Raw genomic sequence first — 19,088 nt, 5'->3', positions numbered from 1 at the left:
CGATGGCGATGGGTCAGGCGACATCTGTGTTGAAGGTGCTGGCCTCATCGCGAGCAAGCTCGCTCCTACAGGTTTTTGGTGCCATGCACACATCTGCATTCCAACACCCCACCACTGTAGGAGCGGGCTTGCCCGCGATGGCGGCGTGTCAGGCACCAAAAATGTTGAATGTGCCCGCCTCATCGCGGGCAAGCCCGCTCCCACAGGTTTTTGGTGCCATGCACATATCTGCATTCCAACACCCCACCACTGTGGGAGCGGGCTTGCCCGCGATGTCGGCGTGTCAGGCACCAAAAATGTTGGATGTGCCGGCCTCATCGCGAGCAAGCTCGCTCCTACAGGGGATTTGCGGTGTTCGTGGATCCTTTGTTCAACAGTGATCTCTGTGGGAGCGAGCTTGCTCGCGATGGCGGTGGGTCAAGCGACATTGATGTTGAATGTGTTGGCCTCATCGCGAGCAAGCTCGCTCCTGCAGAGGGAGCGGTGGGTCAGGCGACATCGGTGGTGATTGTGTCGACGCCATCGCGCGCATGCTCGCTCCTGCGGAGGTCGCGGTAACTGGCGCCGGGGTGTTCGGGGGACAGGCGCGGGCCTTCGTTGAACAGTTTTTCGCGCAGGGTTCCCGGTGTGTATTCGGTCTTGTACACCCCGCGCTTCTGTAATTCCGGCACGAGCAATTCCACGGCGTCGATGAAGGTTTCGTGGGTCAGCGCATAAGCCAGGTTGAAGCCGTCCACGTCGGTCTCTTCAACCCACTCCTGGAGCAGATCGGCCACGGTTTCCGGGCTGCCAACAAACAGCGGACCGAAGCCACCGATGCCGACCCAGTCGGCCAGTTCGTGAGGGGTCCAGACCTTGTTCGGGTCCGCCGTGGAGAACGCCTCCACTGCCGACTGAATGGCGTTGGTGTGCACGTGCTTGAGCGGCTCGTCGGGCTTGAACCGGCTGAAGTCGATACCGGTCCAACCAGAGATCAACGCCATCGCGCCTTCATAGCTGACCCAGCTTTTGTATTCCTCGAACTTGGCCTTCGCCTTGGCATCGGTCTCGCCGAGAATCACCGTCTGCAGATTGAAAATCAGGATCTTCGACGGATCACGCCCGGCCTCGGCGGCACGACGGCGAATGTCAGCGACGGTCTTTTTCAGCAGCACTTTCGACGGCGCGGCGACGAACACGCATTCGGCGTGTTCGGCCGCGAATTGTTTGCCGCGACTGGACGCACCGGCCTGATACAACACGGGAGTGCGTTGCGGTGAAGGCTCGCAGAGATGAATGCCCGGCACCTGGAAGTGTTTGCCGTGGTGGCGAATCTCATGGATTTTGCTCGGGTCGCTAAAAATCCTGCGCTCACGATCGCGCAGGATCGCGCCCTCTTCCCAACTGCCTTCCCAGAGTTTGTAGCAAACCTCAAGGTATTCCTCGGCAAAGTCGTAACGGGCATCGTGCTCGGTCTGGGCTGTCTGGCCGAGGTTCTTCGCGCCGCTTTCCAGATACGAAGTGACAATGTTCCAGCCGGCACGGCCCTTGGTCAGATGGTCGAGGGTCGACAGCCGTCGGGCGAACGGGTACGGATGCTCGAACGACAACGAGGCAGTCAAGCCAAAACCCAGGTGCTCGGTGACCAGCGCCATCGGCGGGATCAACTGCAGCGGATCGTTGACGGGTACTTGCGCAGCCTGGCGGATCGCCGCGTCACCATTGCCGTTATAGACGTCATAAATGCCCAGCACGTCGGCGATGAACAAGCCGTCGAACTTGCCGCGCTCGAGAATCTTCGCCAGGTCAGTCCAGTACTCCAGGTCCTTGTACTGCCACGAGCGATCCCGGGGATGGGCCCACAAACCGGGGGACTGATGACCGACACAGTTCATGTCGAATGCGTTGAGGCGAATTTCCCGGGCCATTAAACGGCTTCCTGTGCAGAGGGGTGAATGCCGTTGAGACGAAAGTTGCCGATCAGGTGCCGTTTCCAGCGCAGCGGATCATGCAGCGAACCGGACAATGCCGTGCGGCGCCCGGTCAATTCGAATTCGGCGTTGCTCGCGGTGGCCAGGGCTTCAGCGCTGGCCAGGTCGGACTCGGCAATCGCCACCCGAATCTCCGTGGCATCTTGCTCGGCGTCCAGCAAAGCCTCGGCACGCTCGAGCAGCGCGGCGGCGACTTCGATGCGAATGTGCACGTCGCCGAACCGGCTGATGACGTACGGATCCTTCGAGACGCTGGCCTGTTGGCGAACAAAGCCCACAGTGGAATCGAACAGGCTGCGGGCGTGATGCAGGTCATGTTGGCTGCTGGCCAGGGAAAGTCTGGCAACAACCGGTTGAGTCAAGGCGTTCATGGTGGGCTCCTCAGTTCCAGGCGTGGCGCGCGGGGTTCACGCCATTGAGCAGGTGGTTGCCGATCAGGTGGAATTTCCAGCGCGCCGGATCGTGCAGGGTGTGGGTCCGGGCATTGCGCCAGTGGCGGTCAAGGTTGTACTTGCCGAGCACCGAGCGGGTGCCGGCCAATTCGAACAGTTTGCTGCTGGCGAGCAAGGCAATTTCCGCCGACAGGACCTTGGCCTGGGCCACCACCACCGAAGCGTGGGCCACGGTGTCTTCATTGGCGTCGAGCAACGCGGCGTCGATGGCCTGGCCGGCCTTGCGCAGGATTGCTTCGGTGCCGTGGACGCGCCACTCAAGGTCGCCAATCGCGGCGATGCTGAACGGGTCTTGCCATCCATGGTCCTGACCGCTGTCGATCCACGGACGGGATTCGCGGGCATAGCGCTTGGTGTCCTCCAATGCGCCGACGGCGATGCCGGTGTCTACCGCCGCCTGGATGATTTGCGAAATCGGGCCGTCGGCCGTCGGCTCATCAAACGCCTTGTGGGCCGGGATCACGGCACTGAGCGGCACCTTGACCGCGCTCAGGGTCACCCCGCCGCTGGCGGTGGTGCGCTGGCCGAAGCCGTCCCAACTGTCGATCACGCTCAGGCCAGGATTGTCACGCTCGATAAAAGCGATGAAGGCCTGGTTCTGTTCGTTGACCGCCACCGCCGGCACGATGTGCGCAAACAGGGCGCCCGTGCAGTAGAACTTCTCGCCGTCGATTTGCGCGGTGTCAGCGTCGAAGCGAATACGGGTTTCGAAGGCCCCGGCGTTTTTGCTTTTGGACTCCGAGAAGGCATTGCCGAAGCGGTAACCCCGCAGGACTTTGTCGAAGTAGTAGCGCTTCTGCTCTTGCGTGGCGGTTTGCACCAGGATGTCGAGCACGCCGAGGTGGTTCTGGGGGATCTGGCCAAGAGAGGAATCGGCGGCCGAAATGATCTTGATCACTTCGGCAACGGTCACGTAGGAAACGCCGGCACCGCCATAGGCCTTGGGCACGGTGATACCCCACAGGCCGCTGGCGGAAAATTCGTCCAGCTCGGCGACCGGCAGGCGGCGTTCACTATCACGCACGCTGGCCTCGACGGCAAAGCGCGCGGCCAGTTTGTGAGCGACGGCAATCGCCTCGGCATCCGAGCGGATCACATGGGCGGTGCGAGGGGGTTGGGCAGAGGCTGTCATGGGGCCGACTCCAGGTTCCGGTGAGTGCACCAGAACAATTGCAGGAGTCGTGCCTGAATTTATTTTTGATTTATTTCAATAACTTAAAGATAAAACCGGAGAAACGTCGGGCAAAGTTAAACAGCAAAGTGTCCATTCATTGTTGGCTGGCCAACAGTTAGATCACCACGTTGCGGACAAACCGTGCAGCCACGTCGCCATCGTTACGGTAGGTATGGGGCTGGTTACTGGCAAACATGTAGAACTCGCCGGCCGCGATCTGCTGCGGTGTGTCGCCCAGCATCAGGGTCAGGCAGCCTTCGAAGACGTAGATCTGTTCGCTCCAGCCATCGGCGTCCGGCTGAGACGGGTAGACTTCCCCCGGTTGCAGGCACCACTCCCACTGTTCCACCTCCCGGGTCGCGATAGCCTTGGACAGCAACACCGCCTTGCTTCCGGGGATCGCCCCCGCCCAGGCCACTTCATTGATACGGCTGTGGTCGCGCACGTCCGGGGCCTGGATCAGATCGCTGAAGGCCACATCCAGCGCTTCGGCCACGCGGTCGAGAGTGGTCAGGCTGACGTTCTTCTCGCCGGCCTCGATCGCCACCAGCATGCGCCGGCTGACCCCGGATTTTTCCGCGAGCGCTGTCTGGCTCATGTCGGCGGCATGGCGCAAACGTCGGACGTTCAAACTGACGTGCTGCAGGACCGAAGCCCGCTGCGGAGAATCTTTGTGCACTATATTGCTCACTCGGTGGAGTTGGGCAGTATACTGCCCAACATTCGGCGCATTGTGCGTCGCACTTTATATAGCGTGCAAGATTATGACGTCGTTGAATACCTCCCCGCCTTCCTCGCGCTTCTTACGGCTCAGCAAGGCCGAGTGCGTGCTGGTGATGATCACCATGGTCTGGGGCGGCACTTTCCTGCTGGTGCAACACGCGATGACCGTCAGCGGCCCGATGTTTTTCGTCGGACTTCGTTTTGCGGCGGCGGCGTCCATCGTCGCCCTGTTTTCCTGGCGACACCTGCGCGACCTGACCGTGTTCGAACTCAAGGCCGGCGCGTTCATCGGCGTGGCGATCATGCTCGGCTATGGCTTGCAGACTGTCGGCTTGCAGACCATTGCCAGCAGTCAGTCGGCGTTCATTACCGCCTTGTACGTGCCTTTCGTACCCCTGCTGCAATGGCTGGTACTGGGCCGCCGACCGGGGCTGATGCCGAGCATTGGCATCATGCTGGCGTTCACCGGGCTGATGCTGCTGTCGGGACCGGCGGGCGCCTCGTTCCAATTCAGCCCTGGCGAAATCGCCACGCTGATCAGCGCCGTCGCCATTGCGGCGGAAATCATCCTGATCAGCACCTACGCCGGCCAGGTCGATGTGCGCCGGGTGACCGTGGTGCAACTGGCGACCACCTCCGTGCTGGCGTTCCTGATGGTGGTGCCGACCAACGAGGCGATTCCGGACTTCTCCTGGTTCCTGCTGGGCAGTGCACTGGGCCTGGGAGCGGCGAGCGCGGCGATCCAGGTGGCGATGAACTGGGCTCAGAAGAGTGTTTCGCCCACCCGGGCGACGCTGATCTATGCCGGTGAACCGGTGTGGGCCGGGATCGTCGGGCGCATCGCCGGGGAGCGTTTGCCGGCGATTGCACTGCTGGGGGCTGGGTTGATTGTGGCGGCGGTGATTGTTAGTGAGTTGAAGACCAAGGGTAAGGCTGAGGTGGTGGATGTGGTTGAGCGTGAGGGTAATCCTCAAGACCTGTAGTGCCTGATAGTCCGTCATCGCGGGCAAGCCCGCTCCCACACTGGATCTTCAGTGTTCACAAAACCCTGTGGGAGCGGGCTTGCCCGCGATGGCGCCAGACCTGCCCCACACCCCTCCTGAAACAAGGCGAACCCTGACTTTTCCGACTACTTTGTAGGATTCTGCCACAGCTTGCCGTTTGGCGATCCGGGAACTGGCACGTATGATGCTTCACAAATCTCCGCAGATTAGAAGCCTATGTCCCTGATAGTTCTACTGCTTCTGCCCTTTGTCGGCAGTTGTCTGGCAGCCGTGCTGCCGCACAACGCGCGTAATACCGAATCGTTGCTGGCGGGTCTGGTTGCCCTCATCGGCACGATCCAGGTCGCGCTCATGTTCCCGCAGATCGCCGATGGCGGGGTCATTCGTGAAGAATTTTCCTGGTTGCCCAGCCTGGGCCTGAACTTCGTCCTGCGCATGGATGGGTTCGCCTGGCTGTTCTCGATGTTGGTGCTGGGCATCGGCACGCTGGTGTCGTTGTATGCCCGCTACTACATGTCGCCGGACGATCCGGTGCCGCGCTTCTTCGCATTCTTCCTGGCGTTCATGGGCGCCATGCTCGGCCTGGTGATCTCTGGCAACCTCATTCAGATCGTGTTTTTCTGGGAGCTGACCAGCCTCTTCTCTTTCCTGTTGATCGGCTACTGGCACCATCGCTCCGATGCACGCCGTGGCGCCTATATGGCGTTGATGGTCACGGGCGCGGGCGGCTTGTGCCTGCTGGCGGGGGCCATGCTGCTCGGCCATGTGGTCGGCAGCTATGACCTGGACAAGGTCCTGGCCGCCGGTGAACTGATTCGCGCACATGCCCTCTACCCCATCCTGTTACCCCTGATCCTGATTGGTGCGCTGAGCAAAAGCGCACAATTCCCCTTCCACTTCTGGCTGCCCCACGCAATGGCGGCACCGACACCGGTCTCGGCCTATCTGCACTCGGCGACCATGGTCAAGGCCGGGGTGTTCCTGCTGGCGCGGTTGTGGCCGTCGCTGTCGGGCAGTGAAGAATGGTTCTACATCGTCAGTGGTGCCGGCGCCGCCACCCTGTTGCTCGGCGCGTATTGCGCGATGTTCCAGAACGATCTCAAGGGCCTGCTGGCCTACTCGACCATCAGCCACCTCGGCCTGATCACCCTGCTGCTCGGGCTAAACAGCCCACTGGCCGCCGTCGCCGCCGTATTCCACATCCTCAACCACGCCACCTTCAAGGCCTCGCTGTTCATGGCCGCCGGCATCGTCGACCACGAAAGCGGCACCCGCGACATCCGCAAACTCAGCGGCCTGTTCCGACTGATCCCGTTCACGGCGACACTGGCCATGGTCGCCAGCGCCTCGATGGCTGGCGTCCCGTTGCTCAATGGTTTCCTGTCGAAAGAAATGTTCTTCGCCGAAACCGTCTTCATTAACGCCACCGCCTGGGTCGAGCTGTCACTGCCCATTGTCGCGACCATCGCCGGGATGTTCAGCGTGGCCTATTCGCTGCGGTTCACCGTCGACGTGTTCTTCGGTCCCACCGCCACCGACCTGCCGCACACCCCGCACGAACCTCCACGCTGGATGCGCGCACCGGTGGAATTGCTGGTGTTCACCTGCCTGGTCGTCGGGATCTTCCCGGCCCAGGTCGTCGGCTCGCTGCTCGCCGCCGCCGCCCTGCCCGTGGTCGGCGGCACCCTGCCCGAGTACAGCCTGGCGATCTGGCACGGCTTGAACGCGCCGATGATCATGAGCCTGGTCGCCATGTCCGGCGGTATCGTGCTCTACCTGTTGCTGCGCAATCAGTTCAGACACGGTCGCTTCAAATACCCACCGATCATTGGACGATTCAACGGCAAGCGGCTGTTCGAGCGCAGCCTGGTGATCACAATGCGCCTGGCCCGTCGCCTGGAAAGACGGATCAGCACCAAGCGCCTGCAAAGCCAACTGTTCCTGATGGTGCTGGTGGCCGTGCTGGCGGGGTTGCTCCCTATGCTCAACAGCCACTTGAGCTGGGGCGACCGGCCAAAGATTCCCGGCTCTATCGTCTTCGTGACCCTGTGGCTGCTGGCGATTGCCTGCGCCCTCGGAGCAGCGTGGCAGGCCAAGTACCACCGGCTCGCAGCCCTGACGATGGTCAGCGTCTGCGGACTGATGACTTGCATTACGTTCGTGTGGTTCTCCGCACCGGACCTGGCCCTGACACAGCTCGTCGTTGAAGTGGTTACCACGGTGCTGATCCTGCTGGGCCTGCGCTGGTTGCCACGGCGGATAGAAGAAGTTTCGCCGTTGCCGGGCAGCCTGCGCCGGGCGCGCATTCGTCGTCTGCGCGACCTGTTGCTATCGATCTTGGTCGGCGGCGGCATGGCGCTGCTGTCCTACGCCATGCTGACTCGCCAGACGCCTAACGACATTTCCTCGTTCTACTTGAGTCGTGCCCTGCCAGAGGGCGGCGGCAGCAATGTGGTCAATGTCATGCTGGTGGACTTCCGTGGTTTCGATACCCTCGGCGAGATCACCGTGCTGGTGGCCGTGGCGCTGACCGTATTTGCCCTGCTGCGCCGCTTCCGCCCGCCGAAAGAAAGCCTGCAACTGCCCTCCCAGCAACGCTTGCTGGCGCCCGACGTGGTCACCGACCTGGTCAACCCGCGTCAGGCCAGCGATACCGCGCTGGGTTTCATGATGGTGCCGGCGGTGCTGGTGCGCCTGCTGCTGCCGATTGCCTTCGTGGTGTCGATCTACCTGTTCATGCGCGGCCACAACCAGCCGGGCGGCGGTTTTGTGGCCGGGCTTGTGATGTCGGTGGCGTTCATTCTGCAATACATGGTGGCGGGCACGCAGTGGGTCGAAGCACAGATGAGTCTGCGACCACTGCGCTGGATGGGCACCGGCCTGCTGTTCGCCACGGTCACGGGCCTTGGGGCGATGGCGGTCGGTTATCCGTTCCTGACCACCCACACCTGGCATTTCTCGTTGCCGCTGCTGGGGGACATTCACGTTGCCAGCGCGTTGTTCTTTGATATTGGCGTGTACTCGGTGGTGGTCGGTTCAACCTTGTTGATCCTCACCGCCCTCGCCCACCAATCGGTGCGCGGGCACAAAACCGCCGCCCTGCCCAGATCCGTCGCCAGTAAAGGAGCCGTCTGATGGAAGAAGTCATCGCAATCGCCATCGGCGTCCTGGCCGCGTCCGGCGTCTGGTTGATCCTGCGGCCTCGGACGTTCCAGGTGGTGATGGGGTTGTGCCTGCTGTCGTACGGGGTCAACCTGTTCATCTTCAGCATGGGCAGCCTGTTCATCGGCAAGGAACCGATCATCAAGGACGGCGTGCCCCAGGACCTGTTGAACTACACCGACCCGTTGCCCCAGGCACTGGTGCTCACCGCCATCGTCATCAGCTTCGCCATGACCGCGCTGTTCCTCGTGGTGTTGCTGGCGTCGCGCGGCCTGACCGGTACCGACCATGTGGATGGCCGGGAGCCTAAAGAATGAATGTGATGACGCACCTGATCGCCGCACCGATTCTGCTGCCGTTGCTGACGGCCGCGATCATGCTCATGCTGGGGGAAAAACACCGGCCATTGAAGGCCCGTATCAACCTGTTCTCCTCCCTGCTGGGCCTGGGTATTTCCGTGCTGTTGCTGCAATGGACGCAGACCACCGGCGTGCCCGGTTCCATTGGCGTGTACCTGCCGGGCAACTGGCAAGCGCCCTTCGGCATCGTGCTGGTGGTCGATCGCCTGTCGGCCTTGATGCTGGTGCTGACGGGGATCATCGGCGTCAGTGCGCTGATATTCGCCCTGGCCCGCTGGGACCGTGCCGGTTCGAGTTTCCATGCGCTGTTCCAGATTCAATTGATGGGCCTGTATGGCGCATTCCTGACCGCCGACCTGTTCAACCTGTTCGTATTTTTCGAGGTATTGCTGGCGGCCTCCTACGGTCTGCTGTTGCATGGCTCGGGCCGGGCGCGGGTGTCGTCGGGGTTGCATTACATCTCGATCAACCTGTTTGCCTCCTCGCTGTTCCTGATTGGCGCGGCGCTGATCTACGGCGTCACCGGCACCCTGAACATGGCCGATCTGGCGCTGAAAATCCCCCTGGTTCCGGAAGCCGATCGCGGCCTGCTGCACGCCGGGGCTGGGATTCTCGCCGTGGCGTTCCTGGCCAAGGCAGGCATGTGGCCGCTCAACTTCTGGCTGGTGCCGGCCTATTCCGCCGCCAGCGCACCGGTCGCGGCGATGTTCGCGATCATGACCAAGGTCGGTGTCTATACGCTGCTGCGGCTGTGGACCCTGCTGTTCTCCGGCCAGGCGGGCGCTTCAGCCTACTTCGGCGGCGACTGGCTGATCTACGGCGGCATGGCGAGCATCATCTGCGCCGCAGTGGCGATCATCGCCGCGCAACGCCTGGAGCGCATGGCCAGCCTGAGCATCCTGGTGTCGGCGGGGATCCTGTTGTCAGCCATCGGTTTTGGGCAACCGAACCTGATCGCCGCTGCGCTGTTCTACCTGGTCAGCTCGACCCTGGCGTTGAGCGCGTTGTTCCTGCTGGCGGAGTTGATCGAGCGCTCGCGTTCGGCCAACGAGATGCCCCTGGACGACGGCGACGACCTCTTGCCGCGCCCGATGGAGTCACTGCAGCCGCCCAAAGGCATCAACCTGGATGACGAACAGAAAGCCGTGGTCGGCCAGGTGATTCCCTGGACCATGGCCTTCCTCGGCTTGAGCTTCATTGCTTGCGCGCTGTTGATCATCGGCATGCCGCCGCTGTCAGGCTTTATTGGCAAGCTCGGCCTGCTCGATGCCCTGCTCAACCCTCAGGGCCTGGGCGAGGCCACCGATGCGCCAGTATCGAACGCAGCGTGGGGGTTGCTGGCGTTGCTGATTCTCTCGGGAATGGCGTCGCTGATGGCCTTTTCACGCCTGGGTGTGCAGCGTTTCTGGAGCCCGGAAGAGCGGCCCTCACCTCTGCTGCGTCGGTTCGAATGCATCCCTATCATTGCGTTGCTGGGCTTGAGCATCGCACTGACATTCAAGGCTGAACCGCTGATGCGCTACACGCAGGCCGCTGCACAGGCACTGAACAATCCGCAACAATACGTAATGGCGGTGCTCGGTACCCGCGCGGTGCCAAGCCCGGAAGCCCAGGCTGCGGTCGTGGAGGTGCAGCCATGAAGCGCCTGTTCCCCGCGCCCTGGTTGTCGCTGGCCTTGTGGCTGTTGTGGCTGGTGCTGAATCTATCGATCAGCCCCGGCAATTTGCTGCTGGGCGCGGCGCTCGGACTCTGCGCACCGTTGATGATGCGCAAGTTGCGTCCCCTGCCGATCAGGATCCATCGCCCCGGCGTCATTCTGCGTTTGTTCCTGATCGTAGGACGCGACGTGCTGATGTCCAATCTTGCGGTGGCCTGGGGCGTCATGAACACCGGACGCAGACCGCCACGCTCGCGGTTCGTCAAGGTGCCGCTGGATTTGCGCGACGCCAATGGCCTGGCGGCGCTCGCAATGATCTGCACCGTGGTGCCCGGCACCGTCTGGTCCGAACTGGCACTGGATCGCAGCATCCTGCTGCTGCACGTCTTCGACCTGGATGACGAGGCGCTGTTCATCGAGCATTTCAAGACGGCCTACGAGCAGCCCTTGATGGAGATCTTCGAATGAGTGCGTTACTGTCCAACGCTATTCTGCTCTGCCTGTTCCTGTTTTCACTGGCGATGATCCTGACGCTGACCCGCCTCTTCAAGGGGCCATCGGCCCAGGACCGGGTACTGGCGCTCGATTACCTGTACATCACCGCGATGCTGATGATGCTCACCCTGGGCATTCGTTATGCCAGTGACACCTATTTTGAGGCGGCGCTGCTGATTGCGCTGTTCGGCTTCGTCGGCTCGTTTGCCCTGGCGAAATTCCTGCTGCGTGGCGAGGTGATCGAATGAGCGCTGAACTGTCATTATGGGTGGAAATCCCGGTGGCGATCCTGCTGGTACTCAGCGGTGTGTTTGCCCTGATCGGCGCCGTCGGGCTGGTGCGGATGAAGGATTACTTCCAGCGCATGCACCCACCGGCACTGGCCTCGACCCTGGGCGCATGGTTCGTGGCGCTGGCGTCGATCATCTACTTCTCGGCGCTCAAGTCGGGGCCGGTGCTGCATGCCTGGCTGATTCCGATTTTGCTGGCCATTACCGTACCGGTCACCACCCTGCTGCTGGCACGGGTGGCGTTGTTCCGCAAACGCATGGCAGGCGATGATGTGCCGGCCGAGGTCAGCAGTCGCAGGACGGAAACCGGGGGCTGAGTTCCCCCTCCTCTGCAGGAGCGAGCAAGCTCGCTCCTACAGAGATCAACCTCAGACCCAGGCCACTGCCAACAAACCCGAGCCTAATCCCACACACAACGGCGAATACACCCAGGTATCGAGACGGGCGAATTTCGAATCTTTTATTTCCTTGAAAAAGCCCACCAGCTCCGAGTCGCCTATCGCCCGGGCGAACATGAGGATGGCGATGGCGCTGATCACCCATTGCAGGGATTGATGCGGCACCGCCGGCACCCACCAGCCAACCCGCAAACACACCAGCAGCGCAATCACCAGCAAGGCCGCGGCCACCAGCAGGGTGATCCAGCCTCGCGGCTTGAAGGCCGGTCGCAATCGCACGCTGCCCTCTACCGGCACGTGAGGGACAACGGCCAACATCGCCCACTCGCCACCCAGCCCCCAATACACGTGTACCAAACTGATCACTGCAAATATCGTCACCAGCCATTGAGCCAACGCAAGGGTCATGGTTGAAGATCCTTGAAAGAGATTTGGACAGAATCATCCTAGTCGGCATTTTTCGACGTGCACGACCGCTCGGCGCGGGATTGGGATTTTCGGGTTGGCTCCCTAAGTAAAGACAAAAGCATCGCGGGCTAGCCCGCTCCTACAGGGGATTTATGTGTTCATAAGATCCTTTGTGGGAGCGGGCTTGCTCGCGATGGTGACTCAACAGATCATTTGAGCTCAGCCGACACCTTGTCCGCCACATCCTTGGGCACCCAGGCCTGCCAGACTTCGGGATGGGCCTTCATGAATGCTTCGGCCGCCTGCCGTGGCGGGGTGTGTTTTTCGCTCATCTCGGCCAGCGCCTTGTTCAGGGGTTCGATGGGGAAGTCGACCTTGCTGAAGAACTCGGCGATCTGCGGGTGCTGTTTCTGGAAGGGCGTAGACACGCCAATGGACAACTTCGACGCCAGCGAGCGGGTGGGTTTCGGATTGGGATTGTCGGCGTCGGTCAGGGTTTTCCAGGCCTCGGCGTCGAACGGCGGCTCCTCCAGCTGGATCAGTTTGAAACGTCCGAGCAATGGCGTCGGCGACCAGTAATAGAACAGCACCGGCTTGCCGCGTCGGATCGACGAACTGATCTCGGCGTCCAGCGCAGCCCCCGAGCCGCTACGGAAGTTCGTGTAGCTGTCCTCAAGCCCATAGGCTTTGAGCTTCTGCTTGTTCACCACCTCGGACGTCCAGCCAATCGGGCTGTTGAGGAAGCGCCCCTTGCCCGGCGCTTCAGGGTCGCTGAATACGCCTGTGTACTTGGGCAGGTCGCTCACACTCCGCAAGTCAGGCGCCAGTGGCTTGATACCCTTGGCCGGGTCGCCCTTGATCACGTACTCCGGCACCCACCAGCCCTCAGTGGCGCCCTTGACCGTATCGCCGAGACTGACCACCTTGCCTTCGGCCTCGGCCTTGACCCACACCGGGCTGCGACCGGCCCACTCCTCGCCAATGACCTGAATGTCGTTGTTGGCCAGCGCGGTTTCGAGGGTAATGGTAGTGCCCGGCAAAGTATCGGTGGGCAGCCCGTAGCCCTTCTCGACGATGATCCGCAGGATATCGGTGATCAGGCTGCCGCTTTCCCAATTCAGGTCGGCGAAGTGGATCGGCGTTTGTGCAGCGAATACCGGGACAGGCAAAACCAGGCCACACGCAACCGCAAAAGCGGCCAGAAACCGTCGAAATCCGTTCATGCTTTTGCACCTCGTGCTGTTCACAGCAATAGCAGGATGGCCTGACAGAAGACCACACACCTCAAAATACTCAGTCAACTGACTGTAGTAGAGGTTCCTGCTTTCGAGGGCATCGGGCTAGTTTTCAGAAACTTCCTGCAAACATGCCAGTTCTCTTCTGACCATGCTGGCGTACTCCGCCGGACGCAGCGCGTAGATCTGCGACGCCACCCAACCCAACCAGGCGCCCTGCAACACAATTTTTTGCTCGAACAGCCGGCGCGCCTCAGCCTGGGCGCTGGCCAGATGCTGTTCGTGGAACTCGGCGCGGCTTTGGGTCATTACTCGCTGGCCTTGAAGGTCACCAATTCACCCTTGCGCCACTTGGCGGCCTTGGCCGTTACAGCCTTGAGCGTCTTGGTCAGGCCTTCCTGAAGCTGATGGTGCGCGGCGAACACCGTCACCACACTATGCCCTTCCTTGAACACAACGCCCTCACCGTCCGCCGTGGTCACGAAAGCGTAATCACCAATGCCATAGACGGTCAGCTTGATTTCGCGAAACCGGATTTCCAGCTTGCCGCCCTCACGACTGGGCAGCACCGAAGCACTGAAATGATCACCCACCTTGAGTTTAAGGCCAGGCTTGTCATCCACCACCAGCGCCGATTGGGTGTCGAGTTCGGCGATGTAGATGCCTTCGGCGTTCTGCTCGGTGACGTAGACAAATCGTGACTGGAACTGTTTAACCAACTTCGCGCGCAAATCACCCAGCACGAACAAAGCATGCATATCGAGATTACTTACTGCCAAGGAAACATCCCCACATTTGAAAATGATGCCGCACGCAAACCGCGCACAGCAGAAACAGGCGGCAATGCCGAAAGCGGTCAAATCCGGAAACGAGCAGAGGGCTCATTCATCGCAAGACGTGAGAAGACTAATGGAATGACACTGGTGTCGTCTTGCCTGGTATTCGCCAGAAGCTGAAGGAAATCGCCCTTCTGATCGCCAGAAAAACAGGATTACTGACCTTAGGGAAAAAACTCCGCAAAAAAAACAATTTTTCCGACATATCCCCCGGCAAAAATTGCTTTAGATAATCGTCAAGCGCAACCCCTGACCGTGATTCTAGAGCAGCGATGCTCACCGAGACTACCCAAAACGACGGACATACGTCGGCAAAACCATGAAAAGGACTTCATATGTGCACTCTTACACACTTTGCTTACGCCACAAGACAGCCATCGACGCTGTACTCGACCCTGTTCTCGCCCACTTCGTTCCCCACCGAAGGGCCTGCCTTGCCGCGTTTTCAGGTGGTGCTGGCGGGTAATTCCTTTTTTCACATCAAGGAAATCTCCACTGGCCATGTGAGAGGTTTCCGCAGCAATCACAATGAGGCTTGCGCACTGGCCCGCGAACTCGAGTCCCACGATTGAAAAACCCTGCCGTCGCAGATCGGTTCGAACTCCTGAAGCGCGGCTGCCTCAGATGTTAGGCAGTCGCCCTTCAGTTTTTGCAATCGCGCGATCAATCAGGAGATGAAAATGGACACACCGACTCACGACCTGCAAGGCCTGTTCGACCAGCTCGGCCTGGATTCCGGCGAACGCGCCATCGATGATTTCATCGCCAGCCATTCCCCGCTGCCCGAGGATAAAAAACTCATCGATGCCGAGTTCTGGACGCCGCAGCAAGCCGCCTTTCTCAAGGAACAACTGCGTGTGGACGCCGACTGGGCGCGAGTGGTCGACGAATTGAACCTGCGGATGCATCAGGCTCAATAACAAAGGCGGGGGCTACCTGGCCCGGTCCTTGTAGGACCGAGCTTGCTCCGGGCAGCGAGCGCCGTATGGGCGCGGCAGCCCCCCGGCGTTACCGTTGAAGACCATCGCGAGCGTGCTCGCTCCTACAGGGGCAAATCAACGTGGTCCTTCGGGTTTGTAGCCCAACCGCAACCCGCCCCAATGCCTTCCCTTGACCATGATCGGTACCGACAGATCGTGCATCAACTCGCCGGTATCGCGGGTATAGGTCTGCAACAGGACTGCCTGTTGATGGCTGCCACAGCGAATGCCGGTGCGGTCGGCAAACTTGCGTTTGGTGCGGTTCTGCAAGGTATCGATCTGGACGTCGCCCGTCAGCGGCTGACTGAATACCTTGTTGTGCGTCGGCACATAGCCTTGCTGCGTGCAAGCGATGGCAAATACCAGCCCCTCATGACGGGGCAACAAGGGTTCCTGTATCGCCGGCAGCACTTTGTCGGTGTAACGGTCGAAGCGGGTCTGGTATTTGGCAGGGCTGGTGTTGGCAATGGCCTGGTAATTGCGGTCGAACAAATCATCCAGGCTGACCGCGCCAGCGTCGATATCGGCTTCAAAGCGTGCGGTGATCTGACTCGCACCTTCGCGAGCCAGATCATAGATCCGCTGGTGATAGTCATCCAGTCCGACTTCGGACAGGCGCTCGCTGATGGTTTCGGCCTGCCCCTCCATTTGCACGGCCGCTTGCGCCAGGCGCTGGGTCTGTTGATCGCTGACCGCAAGGTCGCTGCGCATCTGTTCGATGGCGTGGAAAAGGCTGTCGAGTTGCTCGCGGTTGGTCTCGGCCCCCCTGGCGATTTCGCCAACCTGGCTTTCAACGCCAGCCGCCAGGCGGGCGATGTTCTCCAGGTGTTGCCCGGTGTGCTCGACTTGCTCGACACCCGTATCGAGGTCGCTGGACAACTGTCGGATCTGCTCCACCACTTGCGCCGTGCGTTGCTGGATGTCAGCAACCATCTCGCCGACTTCACCCGTCGCCGTCGCCGTACGTGCTGCCAGGCCGCGCACCTCATCGGCCACCACCGCAAATCCCCGCCCATGCTCGCCGGCACGTGCCGCTTCAATCGCTGCGTTCAGGGCCAGCAGGTTGGTCTGGCTGGCGATGGACTGAATCACCAGCGTGACCCGCTGGATATCGTCGCTGCGCAGGCTCAACGCTTCGATCAACTGACGACTGCTGTTGGCGCGCTGGCTGAGTTGATGCATGCGACTGATCGATTCGATCAACTCGGTACGCCCGGCGGCGCTGCTTTGATGCGCCTCGCTGGCGGCACTGAGCGCTGCGCGGCTGAGAGTCGAAGTGGCTTGCTCGGTGGCGATCATCACCTCGGCGTTGCTGACAATCTGTGCTGCGGACCCAAGCTGCGATTGCAGCTTGTCCGCCAACTGCCGGACCGAGTAGGCCACACCGGCCGCCGACAACGCGTTGTGGCTGGTGGTGTAGGAAAGATCCCGAGTCAGCTCGGCCATCGCGCTGGCCTGGTCGACCGGCACGCCGTCGGGAACGGCGCGGGAACGCAGACGCGGCAGCCAGATTACCAACACCGCCAACGGCAGGCCCAGGTAAAGCGACCAACCGCCCAAGGCCATGCCACACATCAACACCATCAGGGCGATGCTTTGCAGGGTTGGCGCCAGCCAGCGGTTTTTCGGTAACAAGGCGGGCGACTGCCCTGCCCCGACCACAGATCCTTCGCGAGTCATCTTCGTCACCCACACTTCTAATTGTTGTTCCTGCATTAAACGCCACTACAAGGCCATTATCCATGGTCCCTTAGTCGTGGTCATGAAGCGGATCACTAGAAGCGGGACGAACAGTTTATCGCGGACGAAAAAAAGCATCGCGGGCCATCCTTGCTCCTTGTGGAGTCGGGTTGGCCCGCGATGCGTGGCGCTACGAAATCAGGCCTGACGCTGGTGCTTGTCGATCTGTTCGTGACGCTCTTGAGCTTCGATGCAGTACTTGGTGGTCGGGCTGATCAGCAGGCGCTTGAGGCCAATGGCCTCGCCGCTGTCGTCGCACCAGCCGAAGCTGTCTTCCTTGATGCGTTCCAGGGCCTGTTCCAACTGAGGCAGCATGCGCTGGTCGCGATCGATCGCGTTCACCAGCCAAGTGCGCTCTTCTTCGACGGAAGCCGCGTCAGCCGGGTCGGCCGGGGAATCCAGGCTCTCGATGGCGATACGGTTCTGCTCGATGCGCTCATGGGTTTCGACTTTCATGTTCTGCAACAGCTCAGAGAAAAAAGCATGTTGCTCGGCATTCATGTAGTCATCCGCCGGCATGGCCAGCAACTTGTCCTTTGTCATTGATATCTCTATAAAAAAACGTGCATTAAGGCGAATCAGGGGCGTTGCGGCGGGCCAGTTTGGCCAACGCAACGGCGCCATTTATTCCAAGCGCCACCCGGCACTCAATTTACGAGGGGCGGCAGTCTAAGGCCGACTTGCGGCCTCAGCAACAGAAAAGACCACGAATTTGTCCGAAAAAGCCTTGAAAATACGCTGCGTCAGTCTATACGCCGGCTATCGGAGTGCGTTTATAGCAAGAAATTCAACGCAGCGGCGGTATATAGAAGACAAACGGCCTCGGCGCTAGGGTGTTATCGGCCATAACGGGCCATTAATGAGGCTATACAACACGAAAACGCCGCTCCCGCCAAGGCGGGAGCGGCGCTGATACGGCTTGCGCCGTCAGTGCATGAACAGCGCGATCAGGATGATGATCGGGATCGGTACACCAAGAAAGAACAGCAGTAATGAACGCATGAGGATTCTCCCGGGTTAGCGAACAGAGGCAGTGGCGACGTAAGTGTCGGTTTCCAGGTACACCACGGCATCCCGGCGGCGACCGCCGAAGGTGGCAGCGAGACTGGCGAAAAACGCTCCGATCAGCAGTGCGATGAACATCCACAGCGATGTCCAGGCAGCGACTTTCGCGGCGGTATCCGCAGCTTCTTTTGCAGCCTGCTTGGCATCGGCCACGGCTTTCTGCGTGCGGGCATAGACTTCATCGACACGGCGCTCGGCGTCGGCCTGGGTCAAGTTGGTACGCTGGGCGACCAGTTGTGCCAGGTAGGTACGGTCTTCGGCAGACAGTTGGCCGTCGCTGAGGGAGCGCACGAAGATGCGGGTTACAGTGCCGCGCGCGGCGTCGTCACTGACAGCGGCGGGACGGTCATCGCGGAACAGGCTGTCGACGAAGTAGCCATACTGATCGCTATCGGTATTGGCGGCGGCTGTCCCGGCGGTTTGGCTCGCAACGCTGGCGGCGCCACCGACCACGCTGGCCCCGGCCTGAACACCGCCACTGACGATGCTGCTGACCGAGCCGACCACGAGCGTTGCCGTCACCAACGTCGCCACGCACCAAGCCAGAAAACCGTGGGCAGTGTCACGGAAATAGACCTCGTCACCGTGCATGTTCGCCCATTTCACCCGAAGGCGGCCGGCAATGTAGCCTCCCATGCCCGAAGCGAGAATTTGGGTCACGGCCAGCCAGATAATGGTGGAAATGCCCAGGCCCTTGGCACTTACGCCTTCGTGAGCCCAGGGGGATACAGCGGAAAAACCCAGCCCGAAACCGAGCAATACCAGGATTAGCGACAACGCCGCCGCAGCAGCGGCCCCGGCGAATATCGCGCCCCAGGAAACGCCCGACAGCGCGCTTGACTCTTCGGCGGCAGGATATAAACCAGCAGAGGATCTATTCATTCTTATGTCGCTCCTGACAAGAAAGATGTTGTTACAACTCGTCATCAGGACAATTGCAGTCGTCGTGCCAGTCGTCGGCTTTTAAAAAATCTAATATTTTCAATATTTTATAAAGTTTGAACTTCTAATTTCCATGCAAATTGCAAGGACCCGTGTCCAACAGCGGGTTTTATGCATTGCCGGTTGCCCCATCAACCACATGAAAGTTAATTTAAAAAGTCGTCGGCATTTCTTGGCAAAATGCCCCCACACTTGCCT

General features: G+C 60.6%; 20 protein-coding genes and 1 pseudogene. 10 read left to right on the top strand and 11 right to left on the bottom strand.

From position 1 onward, the window contains the following. Positions 1-488: 488 nt before the first annotated feature. From AB4O36_RS07695 to AB4O36_RS07680, 4 genes are all read right to left on the bottom strand, one after another. Positions 489-1,907, bottom strand: coding sequence for an LLM class flavin-dependent oxidoreductase (locus AB4O36_RS07695; protein ID WP_460141391.1), 1,419 nt, complete (start codon positions 1,905-1,907; stop codon positions 489-491). Further along, positions 1,907-2,341, bottom strand: coding sequence for an acyl-CoA dehydrogenase (locus tag AB4O36_RS07690; RefSeq protein ID WP_460123124.1), 435 nt, complete (start codon positions 2,339-2,341; stop codon positions 1,907-1,909). The genes AB4O36_RS07695 and AB4O36_RS07690 overlap by 1 nt, the downstream gene beginning before the upstream one ends. 10 nt (positions 2,342-2,351) lie before the next feature. Continuing rightward, entirely contained in the window at positions 2,352-3,554 is a 1,203-nt protein-coding gene (locus AB4O36_RS07685) for an SfnB family sulfur acquisition oxidoreductase (protein WP_460123121.1), read from the bottom strand. Between the two features lie 157 nt (positions 3,555-3,711). Then, a complete protein-coding gene (locus AB4O36_RS07680) occupies positions 3,712-4,275 on the bottom strand; it encodes a helix-turn-helix domain-containing protein (protein ID WP_460123118.1) in 564 nt (187 codons plus the stop codon). On the opposite strand from AB4O36_RS07680, the pseudogene AB4O36_RS07675 reads away from it, so the two are divergent. The 7 genes and pseudogenes from AB4O36_RS07675 to AB4O36_RS07645 all read left to right on the top strand — a co-directional run bounded on the left by AB4O36_RS07675 (position 4,270) and on the right by AB4O36_RS07645 (position 11,603). Beyond that, positions 4,270-5,302: pseudogene (locus AB4O36_RS07675) on the top strand (DMT family transporter). The gene AB4O36_RS07680 and the pseudogene AB4O36_RS07675 sit on opposite strands and share 6 nt — an antisense overlap. A gap of 237 nt (positions 5,303-5,539) precedes the next feature. After that, positions 5,540-8,458, top strand: a complete 2,919-nt coding sequence (locus AB4O36_RS07670) for a monovalent cation/H+ antiporter subunit A (RefSeq protein WP_460141390.1) — start codon at positions 5,540-5,542, stop codon at positions 8,456-8,458. Beyond that, positions 8,458-8,802, top strand: coding sequence for a Na+/H+ antiporter subunit C (locus tag AB4O36_RS07665; RefSeq protein ID WP_003192163.1), 345 nt, complete (start codon positions 8,458-8,460; stop codon positions 8,800-8,802). The genes AB4O36_RS07670 and AB4O36_RS07665 overlap by 1 nt, the downstream gene beginning before the upstream one ends. Further along, entirely contained in the window at positions 8,799-10,484 is a 1,686-nt protein-coding gene (locus AB4O36_RS07660; RefSeq protein ID WP_460123112.1) for a monovalent cation/H+ antiporter subunit D, read from the top strand. The genes AB4O36_RS07665 and AB4O36_RS07660 overlap by 4 nt, the downstream gene beginning before the upstream one ends. Continuing rightward, positions 10,481-10,969 (top strand): Na+/H+ antiporter subunit E, encoded by a 489-nt coding sequence (locus AB4O36_RS07655; RefSeq protein WP_460123109.1) that lies wholly within the window; start codon positions 10,481-10,483, stop codon positions 10,967-10,969. The genes AB4O36_RS07660 and AB4O36_RS07655 overlap by 4 nt, the downstream gene beginning before the upstream one ends. After that, complete coding sequence (locus AB4O36_RS07650; RefSeq protein WP_460123106.1) at positions 10,966-11,244, top strand: K+/H+ antiporter subunit F; 279 nt, start codon at positions 10,966-10,968, stop codon at positions 11,242-11,244. The genes AB4O36_RS07655 and AB4O36_RS07650 overlap by 4 nt, the downstream gene beginning before the upstream one ends. Then, a complete protein-coding gene (locus AB4O36_RS07645; protein WP_460141389.1) occupies positions 11,241-11,603 on the top strand; it encodes a Na+/H+ antiporter subunit G in 363 nt (120 codons plus the stop codon). Before AB4O36_RS07650 ends, AB4O36_RS07645 begins: the two co-directional genes overlap by 4 nt. 51 nt (positions 11,604-11,654) lie before the next feature. Here AB4O36_RS07645 and AB4O36_RS07640 read toward each other — a convergent pair whose 3' ends face one another. From AB4O36_RS07640 to AB4O36_RS07625, 4 genes are all read right to left on the bottom strand, one after another. Beyond that, complete coding sequence (locus AB4O36_RS07640; RefSeq protein WP_460141388.1) at positions 11,655-12,092, bottom strand: DUF3995 domain-containing protein; 438 nt, start codon at positions 12,090-12,092, stop codon at positions 11,655-11,657. Between the two features lie 209 nt (positions 12,093-12,301). Beyond that, positions 12,302-13,315, bottom strand: coding sequence for an ABC transporter substrate-binding protein (locus AB4O36_RS07635; RefSeq protein WP_460141387.1), 1,014 nt, complete (start codon positions 13,313-13,315; stop codon positions 12,302-12,304). A gap of 117 nt (positions 13,316-13,432) precedes the next feature. Then, on the bottom strand, positions 13,433-13,636 hold the full coding sequence (locus AB4O36_RS07630) for a hypothetical protein (RefSeq protein WP_460123095.1): 204 nt from the start codon (positions 13,634-13,636) through the stop codon (positions 13,433-13,435). Then, on the bottom strand, positions 13,636-14,085 hold the full coding sequence (locus AB4O36_RS07625) for a hypothetical protein (RefSeq protein ID WP_460123092.1): 450 nt from the start codon (positions 14,083-14,085) through the stop codon (positions 13,636-13,638). The genes AB4O36_RS07630 and AB4O36_RS07625 overlap by 1 nt, the downstream gene beginning before the upstream one ends. Between AB4O36_RS07625 and AB4O36_RS07620 the strand changes: the two genes are divergently transcribed. From AB4O36_RS07620 to AB4O36_RS07610, 3 genes are all read left to right on the top strand, one after another. Next, a complete protein-coding gene (locus AB4O36_RS07620) occupies positions 14,080-14,283 on the top strand; it encodes a hypothetical protein (protein ID WP_460123089.1) in 204 nt (67 codons plus the stop codon). The two genes, AB4O36_RS07625 and AB4O36_RS07620, sit on opposite strands and share 6 nt — an antisense overlap. A gap of 215 nt (positions 14,284-14,498) precedes the next feature. Next, entirely contained in the window at positions 14,499-14,735 is a 237-nt protein-coding gene (locus AB4O36_RS07615; protein WP_460123086.1) for a hypothetical protein, read from the top strand. A 108-nt stretch (positions 14,736-14,843) separates the two neighbouring features. Continuing rightward, positions 14,844-15,083, top strand: coding sequence for a DUF2789 domain-containing protein (locus tag AB4O36_RS07610; protein ID WP_460123083.1), 240 nt, complete (start codon positions 14,844-14,846; stop codon positions 15,081-15,083). A gap of 135 nt (positions 15,084-15,218) precedes the next feature. On the opposite strand, the gene AB4O36_RS07605 is transcribed toward AB4O36_RS07610, so the two are convergent. The 3 genes from AB4O36_RS07605 to AB4O36_RS07595 all read right to left on the bottom strand — a co-directional run bounded on the left by AB4O36_RS07605 (position 15,219) and on the right by AB4O36_RS07595 (position 18,830). Further along, positions 15,219-16,442 carry a methyl-accepting chemotaxis protein gene (locus AB4O36_RS07605; RefSeq protein WP_460126634.1) on the bottom strand — a complete coding sequence of 408 codons (1,224 nt, stop codon included), beginning with the start codon at positions 16,440-16,442 and terminating at the stop codon, positions 15,219-15,221. 579 nt (positions 16,443-17,021) lie between these two features. Beyond that, positions 17,022-17,426: a TraR/DksA family transcriptional regulator gene (locus tag AB4O36_RS07600; RefSeq protein WP_224536388.1), complete on the bottom strand. Its 405-nt coding sequence runs from the start codon at positions 17,424-17,426 to the stop codon at positions 17,022-17,024. Between the two features lie 474 nt (positions 17,427-17,900). Further along, the gene (locus AB4O36_RS07595) at positions 17,901-18,830 is read right to left on the bottom strand and encodes a hypothetical protein (protein WP_460141386.1); all 930 of its coding nucleotides are present in this window, start codon (positions 18,828-18,830) and stop codon (positions 17,901-17,903) included. Positions 18,831-19,088: the final 258 nt, after the last annotated feature.

The sequence above is a fragment of the Pseudomonas sp. S2_E01 genome (genome assembly GCF_054668365.1).
The sequence above is the reverse complement of the archived record's forward strand: the minus strand, read 5'-3'. Positions and strand labels throughout refer to the sequence as shown.

Coding starts and splice junctions, on each gene's coding strand:
- AB4O36_RS07695 (WP_460141391.1), bottom strand. CDS start 1,907: ATGGCCCGGGAAATTCGCCTCAACGCATTCGACATGAACTGTGTCGGT.
- AB4O36_RS07690 (WP_460123124.1), bottom strand. CDS start 2,341: ATGAACGCCTTGACTCAACCGGTTGTTGCCAGACTTTCCCTGGCCAGC.
- AB4O36_RS07685 (WP_460123121.1), bottom strand. CDS start 3,554: ATGACAGCCTCTGCCCAACCCCCTCGCACCGCCCATGTGATCCGCTCG.
- AB4O36_RS07670 (WP_460141390.1), top strand. CDS start 5,540: ATGTCCCTGATAGTTCTACTGCTTCTGCCCTTTGTCGGCAGTTGTCTG.
- AB4O36_RS07665 (WP_003192163.1), top strand. CDS start 8,458: ATGGAAGAAGTCATCGCAATCGCCATCGGCGTCCTGGCCGCGTCCGGC.
- AB4O36_RS07660 (WP_460123112.1), top strand. CDS start 8,799: ATGAATGTGATGACGCACCTGATCGCCGCACCGATTCTGCTGCCGTTG.
- AB4O36_RS07655 (WP_460123109.1), top strand. CDS start 10,481: ATGAAGCGCCTGTTCCCCGCGCCCTGGTTGTCGCTGGCCTTGTGGCTG.
- AB4O36_RS07650 (WP_460123106.1), top strand. CDS start 10,966: ATGAGTGCGTTACTGTCCAACGCTATTCTGCTCTGCCTGTTCCTGTTT.
- AB4O36_RS07645 (WP_460141389.1), top strand. CDS start 11,241: ATGAGCGCTGAACTGTCATTATGGGTGGAAATCCCGGTGGCGATCCTG.
- AB4O36_RS07640 (WP_460141388.1), bottom strand. CDS start 12,092: ATGACCCTTGCGTTGGCTCAATGGCTGGTGACGATATTTGCAGTGATC.
- AB4O36_RS07635 (WP_460141387.1), bottom strand. CDS start 13,315: ATGAACGGATTTCGACGGTTTCTGGCCGCTTTTGCGGTTGCGTGTGGC.
- AB4O36_RS07630 (WP_460123095.1), bottom strand. CDS start 13,636: ATGACCCAAAGCCGCGCCGAGTTCCACGAACAGCATCTGGCCAGCGCC.
- AB4O36_RS07620 (WP_460123089.1), top strand. CDS start 14,080: ATGCATATCGAGATTACTTACTGCCAAGGAAACATCCCCACATTTGAA.
- AB4O36_RS07625 (WP_460123092.1), bottom strand. CDS start 14,085: ATGCATGCTTTGTTCGTGCTGGGTGATTTGCGCGCGAAGTTGGTTAAA.
- AB4O36_RS07615 (WP_460123086.1), top strand. CDS start 14,499: ATGTGCACTCTTACACACTTTGCTTACGCCACAAGACAGCCATCGACG.
- AB4O36_RS07610 (WP_460123083.1), top strand. CDS start 14,844: ATGGACACACCGACTCACGACCTGCAAGGCCTGTTCGACCAGCTCGGC.
- AB4O36_RS07605 (WP_460126634.1), bottom strand. CDS start 16,442: ATGATCGCCACCGAGCAAGCCACTTCGACTCTCAGCCGCGCAGCGCTC.
- AB4O36_RS07600 (WP_224536388.1), bottom strand. CDS start 17,426: ATGACAAAGGACAAGTTGCTGGCCATGCCGGCGGATGACTACATGAAT.
- AB4O36_RS07595 (WP_460141386.1), bottom strand. CDS start 18,830: ATGAATAGATCCTCTGCTGGTTTATATCCTGCCGCCGAAGAGTCAAGC.